The following is a 16,151-nucleotide window of genomic DNA, read 5'->3' as shown; positions in this document are numbered from 1 at the left end:
TGACATTAGAGGCAATATGTGGCAATCTTTCGCCCCCCAAAATCAAGTCGAGTTTGTGTTACCCCATATCAAGCTAAGTGGTCGATTATGGGGAGCGAAAGATAAGCCGTTATTGCTCGCGTTGCATGGTTGGTTAGACAATGCGAACAGTTTTGAGCCTCTCGCTGAGTATTTGCCTCATTATCAGATACTTGCCATAGATTGGCCCGGTCACGGCTTTTCTGCGCATCGGCCGGGACATTATCCATTGCATTGGATTGACTATTTATACGATCTCGATGCGTTACTGGCGATGTTGCCGCAAAAGCCGCTGGCTATCATAGGGCATTCATTAGGGGGCATTATTGCCTCGGCGTATACCGCGACCTTTCCAGAAAAGGTCAACAAACTGATTTTGATTGAGGCGTTAAGCCCACTGTTTGAGTCGGCGACTCAAGCGAAAACGCGGCTGCGAAAGAGTTTTTATCAGCACGAGAAGTTTTTAGCGCAAAAGCATAAACAGCTAAAAGTCTACGACAATATGGACACCGCAGTAAAAGCCAGAGTGCACTTAACGGGACTGGCGGAGCCTTGGTGCCGTTTGTTACTCGAGCGCAATATGCAACCAACCACCGATGGTGTTGCGTGGCGTAGCGATCCAAGATTAAGGCTCGACTCACCCATGCGGCTGACCTTTGAGCAGGTCGATGCATTGATGCAGCATATTTCGGTCTCGACCTTATTAATCTGCGGCAAACAGGGCTTTAGCCAGCTGCAGGCGGCGCTGCCTAAGGCGAGGAAATGGTTCACACATTTGTCTGAACATATGCTCGAGGGCGACCACCATGTGCACATGGATAACGCCAAAGGGGTCGCGCACTTGATCCAGCAGTTTGTCGAATAATCGCTTTTGCTTACATAAAAAAGACGCTAGGTTTTTTGTTTTTTTTATGTGATGATGATCAAAATTAAAACGCCCGTATGATTTATGCGGGTCAATCAATAACAATAAAATGTAAGTCGGTATTTTAACTCGGTATTTGTCGAGTGTTGACGGTAGTAGGGATACCGTGTCCGCAGTTGTGGGGATTTAGGAGAAAGTAGTGGATCAGCCTTGGATTAATCATTTGCCAAAAGATGTACCTGCCGAGATTAATGCGGATCAGTATTCATCGCTCGTCGATATGTTCGAGACGGCGGTGGCCAAATATGCGGATCAACCGGCATTTATCAACATGGGTGCCACGCTAACTTACCGTAAACTTGAAGAACGCAGCCGTGCGTTTGCCGCTTATCTGCAAAATGAATTGAAACTCCAAAAGGGTGACCGTGTCGCCCTGATGATGCCGAACCTGCTGCAATATCCCATTGCGCTGTTTGGTATTTTACGTGCGGGCATGGTGGTGGTGAACGTAAACCCTCTTTACACTCCCCGCGAATTAAAGCACCAATTAGTCGACTCTGGCGCTAAGGCCATTGTGGTCGTATCAAACTTTGCCCGTACCTTGGAAGAAGTTGTTGACCAGACGCCAGTTAAAAGTGTGATTATCACCGGGCTTGGGGATCTGCTGAGCGCGCCAAAACGCACCTTAGTGAACTTTGTAGTCAAATACATTAAAAAACTGGTGCCTAAATACGATTTACCCCATGCACTTTCAATGCGCGAAACCCTCTCAAGAGGGCGCAGAATGCAGTATGTCAAACCCGTTATCACGGGTGATGACCTAGCCTTTTTGCAATACACTGGTGGAACGACTGGAGTGTCAAAGGGCGCCATGTTGACCCACAAAAACGTGGTCGCAAACGTATTACAGGCCAATGGTGCCTATTCACCCGCACTGCGTGATGGCAACGAATTTGTGGTAACAGCCTTGCCGCTTTACCATATTTTTGCTTTAACAGTGAACTGCTTACTGTTCTTACATAAGGGCAGCCAAAACCTGTTGATCACTAATCCTCGGGATATTCCAGGGTTTGTGGCCGAACTGAAAAAATATCCTTTTACCGCCCTGACAGGCGTCAACACCCTGTTTAATGCGTTAGTGAACAGTAGCGATTTTGCGGAACTGGATTTTTCTCGCCTAAAATTATCCATTGGTGGCGGGATGGCGGTGCAAAAAGCCGTGGCCGATAAATGGCAAAGCATCACGAAAACCCGTTTACTTGAAGGTTACGGCTTAACCGAAGCCTCGCCGTTACTCACTTGCTGCCCCTATAACTTAGACGGTTACAACGGTTCTATCGGTTTCCCTGCGCCATCGACCTTAATTCAAGTGCGTGATGATGCGGGTAATGTGTTGCCGCAAGGCGAGACGGGTGAACTGTTTGGTAAAGGTCCACAGATCATGAAAGGCTACTGGCAACGTCCAGAGGAAACGGCCAAAGTGATTGATAAAGACGGCTGGCTTGCCACCGGCGATATCGGTTATATGGATGAACAAGGCTTCTTCTATATCGTCGACCGTAAGAAAGACATGATTTTAGTGTCGGGCTTCAACGTCTTCCCCAATGAAGTTGAAGAAGTGGTCGCGTTACATCCTAAAGTGATTGAAGTGGCTGCCGTTGGTGTGCCAAATGACGCGAGCGGCGAATTAGTGAAGGTGTTTGTGGTGGCAAAAGATAAATCTTTAACCGCTGATGACATCATTAAGCATTGCCGCGCGCATTTAACGGGATATAAAGTACCGAAGCTGGTAGAATTTAGGGACGAGTTACCTAAAACCAACGTGGGTAAGATCTTGCGACGAGAACTTCGAGACGAAGTGAAGCGCGCGTAAGATTGAAGCCGGCAATGAGCCGGCTTTTGTTTTTATGGACGGTGCTTAACCCACAGGAACTGGAGAAGAATTTGTCAGTGTTTCAGTATGTGAGCGACGAAGCGAGCCTTAATGCCCTCGTCGCTCAATATCAACAGAGTCCGCTGCTCGTGTTAGATACCGAGTTTGTGCGCACACGTACCTATTACGCTAAGCTTGGCCTCATCCAAGCCTATGATGGTAAAACCTTAGCCTTAATTGACCCGGTTGCGCTGCCAGATCTCAGTGCATTTTGGTCTTTGCTGGATAATCCCAACATCATCAAATTGGTGCATTCGTGCAGCGAGGACTTAGAAGTCTTCGCCCACTATGGTCAGCGTCAACCTACGCCTTTGCTCGATAGCCAAATCGCAGCCTCTTTATGTGGCATGGGCCATGGCCTAGGTTATGCCAAGTTAGTTGAAACCTGTTTAGGTGAAGTGATTGATAAAGGTGAGTCGCGCACCGACTGGATGCGCCGTCCCTTGACTGAGGCGCAGCTGAGCTACGCCGCCAACGATGTGTTGTATCTGTATCAACTCTATCCGCAACTCGCCGACAAGCTTAAGGCGCAAGATCGTTTAGGCTGGCTGTATGAAGAAGGCGAGCGAATGACAGAAGGGCGCTTAGCGACGCCGGATATGGATACTGCGTACCTGAGAGTCAAAAATGCTTTTCAGCTCACCGAGCATCAGTTGGCCTACCTTAAAGTGTTGGCTAAGTGGCGTTTAGAAAAAGCCTTAGCGCGGGATTTAGCCTTGGGCTTTGTAATTAAAGATCACGGCCTGATCGCGCTAGCGAAAAAGCAGCCTAAGAGCATGAGCGATTTACTCAAACTGAACGATTTGACCGAGCAGGAGAAACGCATTCACGGTAAAGATATTTTACGGGTGATGCAGACTGCGGATTTAAGCAACCCACCAGAATTAGTGGATGTTTTAGCGCTCAAACCAGGTTATAAATCGGCCTTTAAAAACATTAAAACCTGCTTAACTGAACTGTGTGAGCAGCATGCCATCCCGATGGAGATGCTGGGCTCGAAACGTCATATTCATGAGTATTTACAATGGCGTTGGGATAAACAGCAGGGTGAGTTACCGACGGTCTTAAGTGGCTGGCGTGGACAAATCACCGCCGAGTCGTTGGCAAAGCTTGACGTCTAATTTGAGAGCTGATTAATACATAGTCTGCAGTAACATCGAGGTCTTGGCCTGTTGTTAAGACCTTTATCGCGTATATCAAGGCTTAGCTTATTTCGCCTAAGACTCTACAAAAGCGCAGCAGAAAGCGTCATCCCCGTGATGAGGATGACGCCAACGCTCGACTTATCTGTCAGGCAATGTGACGTTAAGTTCGAGTACCGACAGGTTATCGTCGTTCTGATCTAACTGCACAGAAACTTGATCATCAGAAATATGCACATATTTGCGGATAACGGCGATAATTTCTTGTTTCATCTGTGGAAAATAATCGGGAGTATCCCGCTGTCCACGTTGATGGGCCACAATAATTTGCAGTCGCTCTTTTGCCATTACCGCAGTGCTAGGCTTTTTCTTGCTTTTGAAATAGTCGAGTAAAGACATAATTAGCTACCAAATATCCGTTGTAAGAAACCTTTTTTCTCTTCCGTAATGAAGCGTACTGGCACATCTTCACCCAGTAAACGCGCGACCGTATCACTGTAAGCCGCACCTGCATCACTCTCTTGATCGATAATCACAGGCACACCCGAGTTAGAGGCCTTGAGTACAGATTGTGATTCAGGGATAACACCAAGTAATTCAATGGCAAGGATTTCTTTTACATCGTCAACACTTAACATTTCGCCCGATTTTACCCGACTCGGCGAATAACGCGTCAGCAGTAAGTACTCTTTTATCGGCTCTAAATTCAGTTCGGCGCGGCGTGACTTGCTTTGCAACATGCCCAGAATACGGTCAGAGTCGCGAACCGAGCTCACTTCAGGGTTGGTGGTCACAATGGCGATATCGGCAAAGTACAGTGCCATCATCGCGCCTTGCTCAATCCCTGCTGGAGAGTCACAAATAATAAAATCAAATTCTTTCGCTAAATCATCGAGTACACGACCCACGCCTTCTTTGGTCAGTGCATCTTTATCGCGGGTTTGCGATGCAGGCAGTACAAACAGTTTTTCACAGCGTTTGTCTTTAATCAGTGCCTGATTTAAATTGGCTTCGCCGTTGATCACATTGACAAAGTCATAGACGACGCGGCGCTCGCAGCCCATAATCAAATCTAAGTTACGTAAGCCTATATCGAAATCGATAACAACAGTTTTATGCCCTTGTATTGCAAGTCCAGTTGCAATCGCCGCACTGGATGTGGTCTTACCAACACCACCTTTACCTGAAGTGACAACAATAATTTGTGCCATGTTTCTCTCTATCCTTTTTTATGCCATTTAGAGGGGCAATGATTCAACGATAAGCGACTCGCCATTTAAGCGAATGCAGCCGCCTTTATCTGAGCTATGTTGTTGTAGATTTTCAGCGAGCCAATATTGCCCTGCTATTGAAACTAATTCGGCCTCGAGGGAATGGGCGATGATTACCGCGCTGCTGTCGCCGGCCGCGCCCGCCATGGCTTTTCCTCGTAATGCGCCATAGATATGAATGCTACCATCGGCAATGACTTCAGCGCCATTACCTACGGCACCAAATATGATTAAATCACCATTTTTTGCATAGACCTGCTGGCCTGAGCGGATATTTTGCTTCAAAACCTTCGTTTGACGCGGGGCAGGTGGGGGCGTCACGCTTTGTTTACCCGCTTTGACGATAGCAAGTCCCAGAGTCTTAGCTTGATTGCTGAGGGCGGTCGTTGCTCCGGTGATCCCCACGATAACGAGCTGGCGGGAAAGTAATAACTCTTTTAAGCCATGTAAATTGAAATCGTTATCTTGGATGGCGCTGAGATTGACGACTAAAGGGGCACCCAGAAAAAATTGAGGGGCTTGTGCCAATTTGCTATCTAATTCAGCCATGACAGCATTTAAGTCGCTGCTATTGATATGAAGCACTGAAAGAGTAAAAGAAGCGCCTTTTAACTCTAAGCTAGGTTTTGACATCCCGGCACTATTCTCCAGAAATCATCAGTCGGTTCGCTGATTTTACAATTAAATTACTAGGCGACCATGTTATAGTGTGCCCCATTGACTGGCAAGTTTGAACTATTGGATATTTATACTCTTATGCTATGTGCGGTTTATAAAAGTAGTCGAAAGGCTGACACTTACTTATTTGTGAACAAAAGGGACTGTTTTGATGATGTTCCCCAAGCGTTGTTGGAGATGTTTGGTGTGCCTCAGTTAGTGATGGTGTTCCCCATCGCTAAGCGTGAATCCCTCGGTATCGCCGATATTCAAAAGGTCAGAGCAGCGCTCGAGGAAAAGGGTTTTTATTTACAAATTCCGCCACCGCAGGTTAATTTATTGGCCGAACACAGAGAAAGCCTTGGGATTAAAGATTAGCCCATAAACTGCGGACAAAGGTATATGCCAAAGACCCTCCTTCAACGCGTTGCAGCATGTACATTGATTTTCTTGCCCTTGATAAGCCATAGCGCGCTAGGGCAAGACGCCTCCTTCAACGATTACCTCCTTAAGCTTAAGCAAGAGGCGAGTGCCCAAGGCATTAGCCAAGCGACGATCAATACGGCTTTTCCGCAGATAAAACGCTTTAAAAAAGCCAATGTGGCCGCAGCGCCAAGCCAATCTAAAACCCTTGAAACCTATTTGCCAGAAGTGGTGCCGGAATGGAAGGTGGATACGGCGCGCGTACTCTTTAACGAGCATGAAGTGCTATTGAGCAATATTGCCGACAAGTATCAAGTGCAGCCGCGGTTTTTAGTGGCGCTCTGGGGCTTAGTGTCTAACTTTGGGGATGCGTCGGGGGATTATCCTGTACTGTCTGTGATGGCGTCGTTAGCCTTTACTGGCGAAGATACGGCGCGTTACCAACGGGAGTTTATGGCTGCACTTTCCATCATGGATAAAGAGCAACTTAAGTTTGATGATCTTAAAAGCAATGACAAAGGCTTTATGGGGCAAACCCAATTGCTACCGAGTGAATATTTAGCCTACGGCCAAGATGGCGACGGTGATGGTAAAAAAGACATTTGGCATAATGTGGCCGATGCGTTTGCCTCTGCCGCGAATCTGCTTAAGCAGCAGGGCTGGAATGGTGAAGATACTTGGGGACGTCAGGTTCAAGCACCGGCGGATCTTAAGGCTGAGTTTATCGGACTCAATCAATCCCAAACCTTAGCCAAGTGGCAACAGCTAGGTGTAAGGCGGTTCGATAATACGGATTTACCGAATCGTGAGGATATTCATGCTTCGCTTATCATGCCCGACGGTGCCAAGGGCCGAAAATATCTGGTCTATGGCAATTACCGCGCCTTAATGCACTGGCAAGCAGTGAATTATTTAGGCGAGGGCGATTATTTTGGCATCTCTGTGGTGCATTTATCGGAGAGAATTAAGACTCCCCAATAAATTGGTGTAAAATGGCCCGCATTAAGCGGGTTTTTTATATGAAGATAAGCGTAAACATGGCATTTTGGCAGAATAAAGCGTTAACCGAGTTGACGTCGCAGGAGTGGGAGTCCCTCTGCGATGGTTGTGGTAAGTGTTGTTTAAACAAGTTGATCGATGATGAAACCGAAGAGCTGTATTACACCAATGCGGCTTGCCTACTGCTCAATCATCAAAGTGCCAGCTGTAAGCATTATAGTGACCGTTTCAGCCATGTTCCCCAATGTACTGTGATCACTCCGCAAAACGTCCATGAACTGACGTGGTTACCCGATAGCTGCGCCTATCGTCGTTTAGCCGCTGGTCGAGACTTGCCAAGCTGGCATCCATTACTCACGGGCTCTAAAGAGGCCATGCACCTTGCGGGTATGTCGATTCAAGGCAAGGTGGTGGATGAGCGCAGGGTGAAAGATATTGAAGATCATATCGTGCTGTGGCCGCTTAAGGATCTGGATTAACGCCATTCCAGCAGCTTTTTGTCTCTAATAACTGACGTTAATAAACAGCCAGACGTTAATAAACAATCAGATGTGAATAAACAAAAAGGAGCAACTAACCATTGGGTTGATTGCTCCTTTTTCTATCTAGGGTTTAAAACCAAAGCCTTATCTATCAAGAAATGGCGGTGTTATTGCTGGTCACAGCTAAGTAACACCACACTATTCCTCGATTAGATAAAGTAACTTATTCAACCAGAATGACTATTTTTCAACGATAATCACTATTTTTCAACGATAGTTACTTTTTCGATAATAATCGGCTCACGGGGCACGTCCTCATGGCCTGCAACACGGGTGGTTTTTACGCCTTCAATTTGCAGTACAACCTCGAGTCCTGAGGTGACTTTACCAAATACCGCATAACCCCAACCGTTGTTCGTGGTTGCCGTGTGGTCGAGGAACTCATTGTTGGCGGTATTGATAAAAAACTGCGCGGTCGCCGAGTGCGGAGCGTCGGTACGGGCCATGGCTATTGTGCCAAACACATTCGATAGGCCTTTATTGGCTTCATTAACAATCGGCTCGTGGGTGGGCTTTTCTTTCATTTTGGCGGTAAAGCCACCGCCTTGGATCATAAAGCCTTTGATCACTCGATGGAAAATCGTGTGCTCATAAAAACCTTCCTGACAGTAGCGGATAAAGTTTTTGGCGGTAACGGGTGCGCGCTCCATATCAAGTTCGATACTGATATCACCGAGGTTGGTTGTAAAAATAATCGTCATATTTGCTTCTGCTATTTTGAGTTAATTCGTTAATAAGCCGCTAATTCACTTAGTGCTTTTGTGCCAAGGATTTGCCTGGGAATCGCTATCGCCCTGTGGCTTGATGCTGTTTTGCCATGGATTACCTTGCAGTGGATTCGCAGGGCGGCTATTTGAGCGAGCACCTGAGTGAGTATCTGAGCGACTATCCGTCCCTGTTTTTTGGGCTTTAGGCGCTGGAGCCGCCTTGGCACTGCGATGCTTCTTGGCTTGTGTCGCCTCAAAGGTGCCCGGTTTGCCACTCGAATAGGGGCGAGATTGCAAGTTGGTCTCGGCGGGGTTATTAGGCTTACGCTCTGTTTTAGACGCGGATTTAGGCACAAAATCGAGTATAGAAATCGGCACGACTTTTTTCGGCTCAAAGCCAGCAATCTCCCTGCGCACAATAACATGACCTAAGCGACGTTCGATGGCGCATAGGTTTCTGAAATCATCCTTAGAAACAAAGGAAATCGCTTCCCCTTGGTTACCGGCACGCCCTGTACGGCCAATGCGGTGGATATAGTCGTCGGCTTCATCGGGTAAGTCGTAGTTAATCACCCGCGCTAAGGCATCGATATCAATACCGCGTGAGGCCACACCCGTGGCGACTAAGAAGGAGACTTTACCCGCTTTAAAATCGATAAGCAGTTGTTCGCGCACCGCTTGGCTACGACCACTGTGAAAAGCTTCTGCAACAATGCCACGCTTTTCTAACTGACTAACCAATTTGGCGGCGCCATGTTTGGTTTGGATAAAAATTAATGCCTGTGACCAGTTATTTTCTTGGATCAAATGACTCAACAGCGCCGACTTTTTATCTTTATCGACTGTGGTCAACCATTGGTCAATATGAGTCGATGCCGCGCTCTTACGGCTGATTTCAATTTCGATGGCGTCCGGAATCGCGGATTTCGCCAGCGCTTTCACATGTTTCGATAAGGTGGCTGAAAATAAGAGGTTTTGTCGCTGCTCGGGCAGCTTTTCGATGATGCTATTAATATCTTCGATAAAGCCCATATCGAGCATGCGGTCGGCTTCGTCGAGCACCAATACTGAGACTTCATCGAATCGAATAGCCCTTTGGGTATACATGTCGAGCAAACGCCCAGGCGTGGCCACCAGTAAATCCACGCCTTCAATCAGCCGTTTCTTTTGCGGCGCGGCGTCGACACCACCGTACATTGCCATGGCCGTTAAGGGTAAATACTTGGCGTATTGGTTGATATTTTCTTCGACCTGAAGCGCTAACTCACGCGTGGGGGTGAGTATGATGGCTCGCACTCGCTTAGGGCGGATCTTGGGCGCGTCAGCGAATCTGTGCAGTAGCGGCAGCACAAAACTGGCGGTTTTACCCGTGCCCGTTTGCGCCGCAGCAAGCACATTTTTGCCCGCTAAAATGCAGGGAATGGCCTTTGTCTGTATCGGCGTGGGGGTCGAGTAACCCAGTTCAGTCACCGCTTTGACAAGCGCGCTGTGTAATCCAAGTTGGGAGAATGGCATTGAGAGTCTCAACTAAATGATTTATTGGCAAACTGTAGGCCTGAGGCGAACAGCGAAGCAGGTCGCTATTATAGCAGTAGCGTTAGTGAAATAGGGGATTATCTCACGCAGGTTGATAGTTGAGCGCTATCGGCACACGGGCATACAAATTTGTAACTGGGCATGTATTCACTCGTAACACAGCTGCAATTAGGCGGCTGATATGATTAACTTAAGTCCTTTTATTGGCGTCTGATGAGTTAAGTTTTAGACGCTTACGGTCGCCTCGAGGCACTGGAATTAACGCATAAATATAAAAAGGACGAAAAAGAATGAAGAAAACCGCCATCTCTCTTGCGATCTTGTTATCGCTCACAGGCCTTGCGGGTTGCCAATCGCAATCAACTCAAGCGTCAGCCGATACCGCCAAATCAAGCGCAGTCAGTGCTGATGTGAAGACCAGCGCCTTTGCACAATTTAGCCAGGCCTTTATCGATGATCTGTGGCAATTAGCGCCTACCTGGGCACTCTACAGTGGCAAACACGTTAATGATGGCTATTTAGAAATCCCCAATGAAGCGAGCCGTGTTAAGACGCTCGCCTTTGTAAAAGCCCAGCAGGCAAAGCTGAAACAGTTTGAACTTAAGTCTCTGAGCTCTAACGAAACCATCGATTATCACTTAATTGATAACCTGCTAAACAGCATGGCGTGGGAAATCACCGACTTTAAATCCTGGCAATGGGATCCCTCGAGCTATAACGTGGCGGGCGGTTTTGCACAAATCATCAATGAAAACTTTGCGCCACTGGATGACAGATTACGTTCCGTATTGGCCAGAATGGAAAATATCCCCGCTTATTACGCCGCGGCGCGCAGCAACATTCAGCAGCCAACCCTAGAACACACCGAATTGGCTGTGATGCAAAACCAAGGTGCGTTTTCGGTATTCTCCGATGATTTATTGAAGCAAGTAGCGGCTTCGGGTCTGTCGGATGCGGAAAAATCGCTGTTTAAATCCCGTTTCGACACGGCAACGAAAGCGATTAACGAACATATTACTTGGTTAAATGCACAGGTCAGCCAACTTAAAAAAGACGGCGCCCGCAGCTTTAGAATTGGCGAAGAATTATACGAGCAAAAGTTTGCCTTTGATATCCAAGCGGGCATGACAGCAAAACAGCTTTATCAAAAAGCCGTGGCGGATAAAGAAAGAGTGCAAGGTGAAATGGCGAAGATCACCGACAAGCTGTGGCCAAAATATTTCACAACACCAAAACCTGCCGACAATAAAATCGCGATTCGCCAATTGATTGATAAATTATCGACAGAGCACGTTAAGCGTGATGACTTTGTGAGCGAAGTGCGTAAACAAATTCCTGAGTTGATTGAATTTGTAAATCAACAAGACTTAGTGACCTTAGATCCTAAAAAACCATTAGTCGTGCGTGAAACCCCTGAGTATATGCGGGGTTATGCGGGAGCTTCGATTAGTGCGCCTGGTCCTTATGATAAATTAGGCAATACCTATTATAACGTCACACCACTCGATGGCATGAGTGATGAATCCGCAGAAAGCTATTTACGCGAATATAACCACTGGATATTACAGATTTTAAATATCCATGAGGCGATTCCTGGACACTACACCCAATTAGTTTATTCCAATGAGTCGCCAAGCTTAGTGAAAAGCTTATTTGGTAATGGTGCAATGGTCGAAGGTTGGGCCGTTTATACCGAACGCATGATGCTTGAAGAAGGTTATGGTAATTTCGAGCCTGAAATGTGGTTAATGTATTACAAGTGGAATTTACGTGTTATCTGTAACACCATCTTAGACTACAGTATTCATGTTAAAGGCATGACTGAAGAGCAAGCCATTAGCCTGATGATGGATGAAGCGTTCCAGCAACGTGCTGAGGCGGAAGGCAAATGGCGCCGTGCCACCCTAAGCCAAGTGCAGCTGACGAGTTACTACTCGGGTTACCGTGAAATTTACGATTTCCGCGAAGAATATAAGCAACTTAAAGGCAAGGATTTTGACCTAAAAGCATTCCATGAGAAGTTCTTAAGTTATGGTAGTGCGCCGGTGAAATATATTCGCCAATTAATGTTAGAGCAGTAATCCATCACCCAGATATAAGGCGCTAACTGAGCGCCTTATATCTATTCGCTAAACGCCATTCGCTTAAAATCGATTCATTGGTCATGAATGATTTTTAATGACGTCCTTAAGACCGCCAAAATCACTCAAGCAACAATCCTGAGATGCCGTATTGAACCGAGATATTAGCGGAAAGGGTAAGATGCGCTGATTATCGAAGAGGGTTATTTCTTAGTGTTAGTCTCTGCCATGATGGCTAAAACTTCTTCGTAGGAAATGTTTAATTCGCGAGAGAGGTTAATGATTTTGGTTTTATAGGTTTGAATGTTTTCTTGTTGTGCGAGCTGATGTTTCTTTTCTTCTACTAATTCGTTAACAGTTTCTTGTAATATCAATAATCGACGTAAACTGTAGTCTAGGGATTTGATATATTTCCCCATTTGCTGTTTATTACGGGCTTGCTCAAGATCCGTTGAGGCTTTTTTCTCATATCCATATTCATCGAGCGCGGCAATAGCGCTTTGCAAATCAAGATCTGTTGTCATTTGGTGTTCACTTTATTACAAGAAGTTGAGAAGCGAAATAATGAATTAACGTACCCAAGCGGGTGTCATAGGAGGTTAACTATCGCAGATTATCATGTTTATGCCAATGCTCATAAACTATTTAAAGTGTAAACCTCATTAAAAAGTCGAGTTTCGCATTGGGCTTGTAGGGGGCTACAATAATGGTTAGTCTAAACTTTTCACTTCGCGGAGATCCAAATGCTTGATCTATTGCCTGATTTGTTCGATCACTACCCAACAAAACTGTCGCTGTTACCGCTCGATTTTCGCAGTTTTGGTGGTAAGCGTTTGTTTTGGGGTGAAGTTGTAACGGTCAAATGTTTTGAAGATAACTCCAAAGTGAAAGAAGTGCTGGCCCAGCCCGGTCATGGAAAAGTATTGGTCGTCGATGGTGGCGGTTCACCCCGGCGGGCGTTACTTGGGGATTTAATTGCGCAAAGTGCCCTCGATAACGGTTGGCAGGGTGTGGTGATTAATGGCTATGTCCGTGATGTGGCAAGGCTTTCTACTTTTAATCTCGGCGTCTATGCCTTAGGGGCTATGCCTATCAAGACCGAAAAATTAAACCAAGGTCAAATCGATGTGCCGATTGAGTTTGGCGCTGTGACAGTAAAACCCGGCATGATGCTTTATGCCGATGAGAATGGTATTGCCGTGAGCGAGGCATCATTAAACTTTGCCTTTCTAAGTTAAGTGTTACCAAAAATTCAAGATGTTATTGATAAGGATGTTTCTATGAAATTCATTAAGTGGCTTTTAGCTCTTCTGGTGACCTTAGTGGTTGCAGTCACCTTATATCTCACCGTATTTTTCGACCCTAATGATTTTAAACCAGAAATTGTCAACGCCGTTAAAAAGCAAACTGGGCGTGAGCTTGTCATCGGTGATGATTTGTCGTGGACATTTTTCCCGACGGTTGGGATTAATCTAGGGGGGATCTCACTCTCCAACCCCGAGGGATTTACACCTAAAGCTATGCTTGAAGTGAATAAAGCTGTGGCAGAAGTCGAGCTTATGCCACTGTTTAGCAAGCAAATTGAAATCGCGCAGCTAAGCCTTGATGGTGCCAAAATCAATTTGGTCACCCGAAAAAATGGCAGTTCGAGCCTCGATGGCTTAACGGGCAAGGGCGCAGATAAACCCGCAACGCCTGCCAAGCCTAGCGCCAAAGCACAATTAACCAGCATTGATGTGGGCGGCGTTTCGATTACCAATACCGAAATCAATTTGATTGATGAAGCTAAGGGACAAACCCAAACCTTAACCTTGAAGCAATTTACGCTGGGGGCATTTTCACTCGATAAATTTGCGCCTATGGCCTACGAATTTGCCGCGACCCTGCCTGATATGACAGTGAGCAGTAAAGGCGAAGGACAAATCAAGTTAAGCCATGATTTTAATCAACTGGTGATTGAGAAGCTGGATATTGCGACTCAAGTTGAAGGCGAGGGGATCCCCAATAAAAAATTGACCGCCGAGGTTAGCCTAAACAGCCAAATCGCATTAGATAAAAAGCAGTTATCGGCAGACATCAGTAAATTAACGGCGATGGATATCAATGCAGCGGGTAAGTTGGCGGTGAATTACGGCGGTAAAGTGCCGCAAATTAACGCGGATTTTCAACTGGGTGACATTGACCTCGATGCCTTATTACCAAAATCTGATACGGCGGAAAAACAAGCCGCTGCCACGCCTTCACAGACTCAGGCGGTTGAGCCAGATCTTACCGCGCTCAATGGCTTAGATGCCAAACTGACATTAGCGGTGAAATCCATCAAGGTGGCGAACCTGTCAACGCAAAACTGGTTGATGGATTTAGGCATTAAGAATGGTGTGGTTGATCTTAAGCAACTGACGGCGGATCTCTACCAAGGTAAGTTGATGCTCAATGCACAGGTTGATGCCCGCTCAAAAGTTGCCAGTTACCAATTTGATAAGCAAATCTCGGGTGTACAAATTCGTCCATTACTTAAGGATGCCGCTGAGCTGGAAATCCTAGCAGGTACGGCCAATTTCAACGTTAAGGGTAAAGGTAAGAGTTTAATTCCAGAGCAGTTGAAGAAAAACCTACTTGCTAATGGCCGTTTTGATATTACCGACGGTGCCCTTTACGGGGTGAATATTCCACAAATGATCCGTAGTGCTCAGGCCAAGTTAAAAGGTGACATGTCTGCCGACACCAAAGAAGAGCGTAAAACCGACTTCTCGAGCTTGACGGGTAACTTCAGCCTAGAAAACGGTGTAGCGACAAATCCTGATCTTGCCATGTCATCACCGCTATTACGCGTGGCGGGTAAGGGCAGTGCAAACCTGTTGACCGAAGGCTTGGATTACCGATTGACCACGACCTTAGTGAACTCCCTCAAAGGTCAGGGCGGTAGCGAGAAAGATACATTGGCTGGCATTGATATTCCACTGGCGATCACCGGCACCTTCCAAAAACCTGAATATGCCTTAGATACCCAAGCGCTGCTGAACAATCAGTTGAAGGAAGAAACGGATAAAGCCAAGGATAAATTAAAGGACTCCCTACTGAAAAAACTCGGTGGTTTTTAGGCATGGGAAAACACACCACTAAGCAAGTGTCTGGACACGAGCGTCAACCTAAGCAGACATTAACACGCATTGCGCACCCACTTGGGATGGTATTGGTGGCGGGGCAGCTGTTTGGCTGCTTCGCCCCGCAAGCCCAGCCTAATCCGCCAAAAACGGATATTCGTACCGAGGCTGCTAAACAACCTGAAGTGGTACAGACCGCCGATTTAGCGGCCAAACTACAGGGAATTGAAGCAAAATCCAGCTTAAAAGTGGAACAGGTTTCGAACAATCAGTCTCAGGCTTTGCTCACAGGTACGCTTTCCCTCGATGCTTTTGTGGATTTTAAACAACCCCTTAAGGCGACATTAACGGTTCGCAATCCCTCGACTCAGGCGGTTGCACTGCGTTATCACTCGGGCATGACAGCCGATTTGCTACTGACCACAGTGCAAGGAAAGCGTCTTTGGGCTTGGTCTGACGATATGATGTTTACTCAAGCCCTGCGTGATACTCAGTTAGCGGCTGGTGAGGAGCTGGTGGTCAGGTTTGCGATCCCGGCAAAAGCCTTGGCAGGGATCCCAAATGAAGGGGCTCATCTTGAGGCGCAATTTGCCGCTAAGGCGCTGGAGAGCGAATTGCCAGCAATGGCCCCTGTGGTGTACTTGCTCACCCTTGAGTAGCGGCTGCTAAACATAGCGCCATTCTTGCAAACGGCAGTTGCAGATTGAAAGACAGCGGGCTTGAAGGACAAGTCTCGAGGGGATTTAGGACGGAGCATACGAATAAAAAAGGCAGTAACCAAGTGTTACTGCCTTTTTGTTATCACAACAGGCTTAAGTGTTTAATGCTTGCCGAACCTGCACTGCTTTTGTACAGATTAATGGGCTTAACTCA

General features: G+C 46.7%; 16 protein-coding genes. 10 read left to right on the top strand and 6 right to left on the bottom strand.

Features of this window, described 5'->3' with window-relative positions:
• Positions 1 to 16: 16 nt before the first annotated feature.
• The 3 genes from B5P39_RS09290 to rnd all read left to right on the top strand — a co-directional run bounded on the left by B5P39_RS09290 (position 17) and on the right by rnd (position 3,937).
• The gene (locus tag B5P39_RS09290) at positions 17 to 883 is read left to right on the top strand and encodes an alpha/beta hydrolase (protein WP_088211302.1); all 867 of its coding nucleotides are present in this window, start codon (positions 17 to 19) and stop codon (positions 881 to 883) included.
• A 199-nt stretch (positions 884 to 1,082) separates the two neighbouring features.
• On the top strand, positions 1,083 to 2,756 hold the full coding sequence (gene fadD / locus B5P39_RS09285; protein WP_011717315.1) for a long-chain-fatty-acid--CoA ligase FadD: 1,674 nt from the start codon (positions 1,083 to 1,085) through the stop codon (positions 2,754 to 2,756).
• A gap of 71 nt (positions 2,757 to 2,827) precedes the next feature.
• Positions 2,828 to 3,937: a ribonuclease D gene (gene rnd / locus B5P39_RS09280; RefSeq protein ID WP_176399908.1), complete on the top strand. Its 1,110-nt coding sequence runs from the start codon at positions 2,828 to 2,830 to the stop codon at positions 3,935 to 3,937.
• A 162-nt stretch (positions 3,938 to 4,099) separates the two neighbouring features.
• Here rnd and minE read toward each other — a convergent pair whose 3' ends face one another.
• The 3 genes from minE to minC are packed head-to-tail and all read right to left on the bottom strand — an operon-like array spanning position 4,100 to position 5,862.
• Positions 4,100 to 4,357 carry a cell division topological specificity factor MinE gene (gene minE / locus B5P39_RS09275; protein ID WP_011622938.1) on the bottom strand — a complete coding sequence of 86 codons (258 nt, stop codon included), beginning with the start codon at positions 4,355 to 4,357 and terminating at the stop codon, positions 4,100 to 4,102.
• Between the two features lie 2 nt (positions 4,358 to 4,359).
• Positions 4,360 to 5,169, bottom strand: coding sequence for a septum site-determining protein MinD (minD, locus tag B5P39_RS09270; RefSeq protein WP_011717313.1), 810 nt, complete (start codon positions 5,167 to 5,169; stop codon positions 4,360 to 4,362).
• A 27-nt stretch (positions 5,170 to 5,196) separates the two neighbouring features.
• Positions 5,197 to 5,862 carry a septum site-determining protein MinC gene (gene minC, locus B5P39_RS09265; RefSeq protein WP_088211301.1) on the bottom strand — a complete coding sequence of 222 codons (666 nt, stop codon included), beginning with the start codon at positions 5,860 to 5,862 and terminating at the stop codon, positions 5,197 to 5,199.
• 123 nt (positions 5,863 to 5,985) lie between these two features.
• Here minC and B5P39_RS09260 point away from each other — a divergent pair, with 123 nt between their 5' ends.
• The 3 genes from B5P39_RS09260 to B5P39_RS09250 are packed head-to-tail and all read left to right on the top strand — an operon-like array spanning position 5,986 to position 7,787.
• A complete protein-coding gene (locus B5P39_RS09260; protein WP_011717311.1) occupies positions 5,986 to 6,264 on the top strand; it encodes a YcgL domain-containing protein in 279 nt (92 codons plus the stop codon).
• A gap of 24 nt (positions 6,265 to 6,288) precedes the next feature.
• A complete protein-coding gene (locus B5P39_RS09255) occupies positions 6,289 to 7,290 on the top strand; it encodes a lytic murein transglycosylase (protein WP_088211300.1) in 1,002 nt (333 codons plus the stop codon).
• A 56-nt stretch (positions 7,291 to 7,346) separates the two neighbouring features.
• Positions 7,347 to 7,787 carry a YcgN family cysteine cluster protein gene (locus B5P39_RS09250; RefSeq protein WP_088211299.1) on the top strand — a complete coding sequence of 147 codons (441 nt, stop codon included), beginning with the start codon at positions 7,347 to 7,349 and terminating at the stop codon, positions 7,785 to 7,787.
• Between the two features lie 263 nt (positions 7,788 to 8,050).
• Here the strand turns inward: B5P39_RS09250 and B5P39_RS09245 are convergent, their stop codons facing one another.
• Both B5P39_RS09245 and B5P39_RS09240 read right to left on the bottom strand, forming a co-directional pair.
• Complete coding sequence (locus tag B5P39_RS09245; protein ID WP_088211298.1) at positions 8,051 to 8,551, bottom strand: peptidylprolyl isomerase; 501 nt, start codon at positions 8,549 to 8,551, stop codon at positions 8,051 to 8,053.
• 45 nt (positions 8,552 to 8,596) lie between these two features.
• A complete protein-coding gene (locus B5P39_RS09240) occupies positions 8,597 to 10,072 on the bottom strand; it encodes a DEAD/DEAH box helicase (RefSeq protein ID WP_088211297.1) in 1,476 nt (491 codons plus the stop codon).
• Between the two features lie 311 nt (positions 10,073 to 10,383).
• Here B5P39_RS09240 and B5P39_RS09235 point away from each other — a divergent pair, with 311 nt between their 5' ends.
• A complete protein-coding gene (locus B5P39_RS09235; protein ID WP_088211296.1) occupies positions 10,384 to 12,174 on the top strand; it encodes a DUF885 domain-containing protein in 1,791 nt (596 codons plus the stop codon).
• Between the two features lie 203 nt (positions 12,175 to 12,377).
• Here the strand turns inward: B5P39_RS09235 and B5P39_RS09230 are convergent, their stop codons facing one another.
• Positions 12,378 to 12,698 carry a hypothetical protein gene (locus tag B5P39_RS09230; protein WP_088211295.1) on the bottom strand — a complete coding sequence of 107 codons (321 nt, stop codon included), beginning with the start codon at positions 12,696 to 12,698 and terminating at the stop codon, positions 12,378 to 12,380.
• Between the two features lie 219 nt (positions 12,699 to 12,917).
• On the opposite strand from B5P39_RS09230, the gene B5P39_RS09225 reads away from it, so the two are divergent.
• From B5P39_RS09225 to B5P39_RS09215, 3 genes are read left to right on the top strand one after another with little or no spacing between them, the layout of a single operon-like run.
• Positions 12,918 to 13,412 carry a putative 4-hydroxy-4-methyl-2-oxoglutarate aldolase gene (locus tag B5P39_RS09225; RefSeq protein ID WP_086904121.1) on the top strand — a complete coding sequence of 165 codons (495 nt, stop codon included), beginning with the start codon at positions 12,918 to 12,920 and terminating at the stop codon, positions 13,410 to 13,412.
• 42 nt (positions 13,413 to 13,454) lie between these two features.
• A complete protein-coding gene (locus B5P39_RS09220; protein WP_088211294.1) occupies positions 13,455 to 15,275 on the top strand; it encodes an AsmA family protein in 1,821 nt (606 codons plus the stop codon).
• A 2-nt stretch (positions 15,276 to 15,277) separates the two neighbouring features.
• The gene (locus B5P39_RS09215; protein ID WP_088211293.1) at positions 15,278 to 15,937 is read left to right on the top strand and encodes a BsuPI-related putative proteinase inhibitor; all 660 of its coding nucleotides are present in this window, start codon (positions 15,278 to 15,280) and stop codon (positions 15,935 to 15,937) included.
• Positions 15,938 to 16,151: the final 214 nt, after the last annotated feature.

Origin of the sequence: Shewanella sp. Shew256 (assembly GCF_002196695.1) — a bacterium.
Taxonomy (GTDB): Bacteria; Pseudomonadota; Gammaproteobacteria; order Enterobacterales; family Shewanellaceae; genus Shewanella; species Shewanella mangrovisoli.
The sequence above is the reverse complement of the archived record's forward strand: the minus strand, read 5'-3'. Positions and strand labels throughout refer to the sequence as shown.

What these genes read in the sequence shown, in the direction of transcription:
- B5P39_RS09290 (WP_088211302.1), top strand. Translation starts at nt 17, where the DNA reads ATGTGGCAATCTTTCGCCCCCCAAAATCAAGTCGAGTTTGTGTTACCC.
- minE (WP_011622938.1), bottom strand. Translation starts at nt 4,357, where the DNA reads ATGTCTTTACTCGACTATTTCAAAAGCAAGAAAAAGCCTAGCACTGCG.
- minD (WP_011717313.1), bottom strand. Translation starts at nt 5,169, where the DNA reads ATGGCACAAATTATTGTTGTCACTTCAGGTAAAGGTGGTGTTGGTAAG.
- minC (WP_088211301.1), bottom strand. Translation starts at nt 5,862, where the DNA reads ATGTCAAAACCTAGCTTAGAGTTAAAAGGCGCTTCTTTTACTCTTTCA.
- B5P39_RS09260 (WP_011717311.1), top strand. Translation starts at nt 5,986, where the DNA reads ATGCTATGTGCGGTTTATAAAAGTAGTCGAAAGGCTGACACTTACTTA.
- B5P39_RS09255 (WP_088211300.1), top strand. Translation starts at nt 6,289, where the DNA reads ATGCCAAAGACCCTCCTTCAACGCGTTGCAGCATGTACATTGATTTTC.
- B5P39_RS09250 (WP_088211299.1), top strand. Translation starts at nt 7,347, where the DNA reads ATGGCATTTTGGCAGAATAAAGCGTTAACCGAGTTGACGTCGCAGGAG.
- B5P39_RS09245 (WP_088211298.1), bottom strand. Translation starts at nt 8,551, where the DNA reads ATGACGATTATTTTTACAACCAACCTCGGTGATATCAGTATCGAACTT.
- B5P39_RS09240 (WP_088211297.1), bottom strand. Translation starts at nt 10,072, where the DNA reads ATGCCATTCTCCCAACTTGGATTACACAGCGCGCTTGTCAAAGCGGTG.
- B5P39_RS09235 (WP_088211296.1), top strand. Translation starts at nt 10,384, where the DNA reads ATGAAGAAAACCGCCATCTCTCTTGCGATCTTGTTATCGCTCACAGGC.
- B5P39_RS09230 (WP_088211295.1), bottom strand. Translation starts at nt 12,698, where the DNA reads ATGACAACAGATCTTGATTTGCAAAGCGCTATTGCCGCGCTCGATGAA.
- B5P39_RS09225 (WP_086904121.1), top strand. Translation starts at nt 12,918, where the DNA reads ATGCTTGATCTATTGCCTGATTTGTTCGATCACTACCCAACAAAACTG.
- B5P39_RS09220 (WP_088211294.1), top strand. Translation starts at nt 13,455, where the DNA reads ATGAAATTCATTAAGTGGCTTTTAGCTCTTCTGGTGACCTTAGTGGTT.
- B5P39_RS09215 (WP_088211293.1), top strand. Translation starts at nt 15,278, where the DNA reads ATGGGAAAACACACCACTAAGCAAGTGTCTGGACACGAGCGTCAACCT.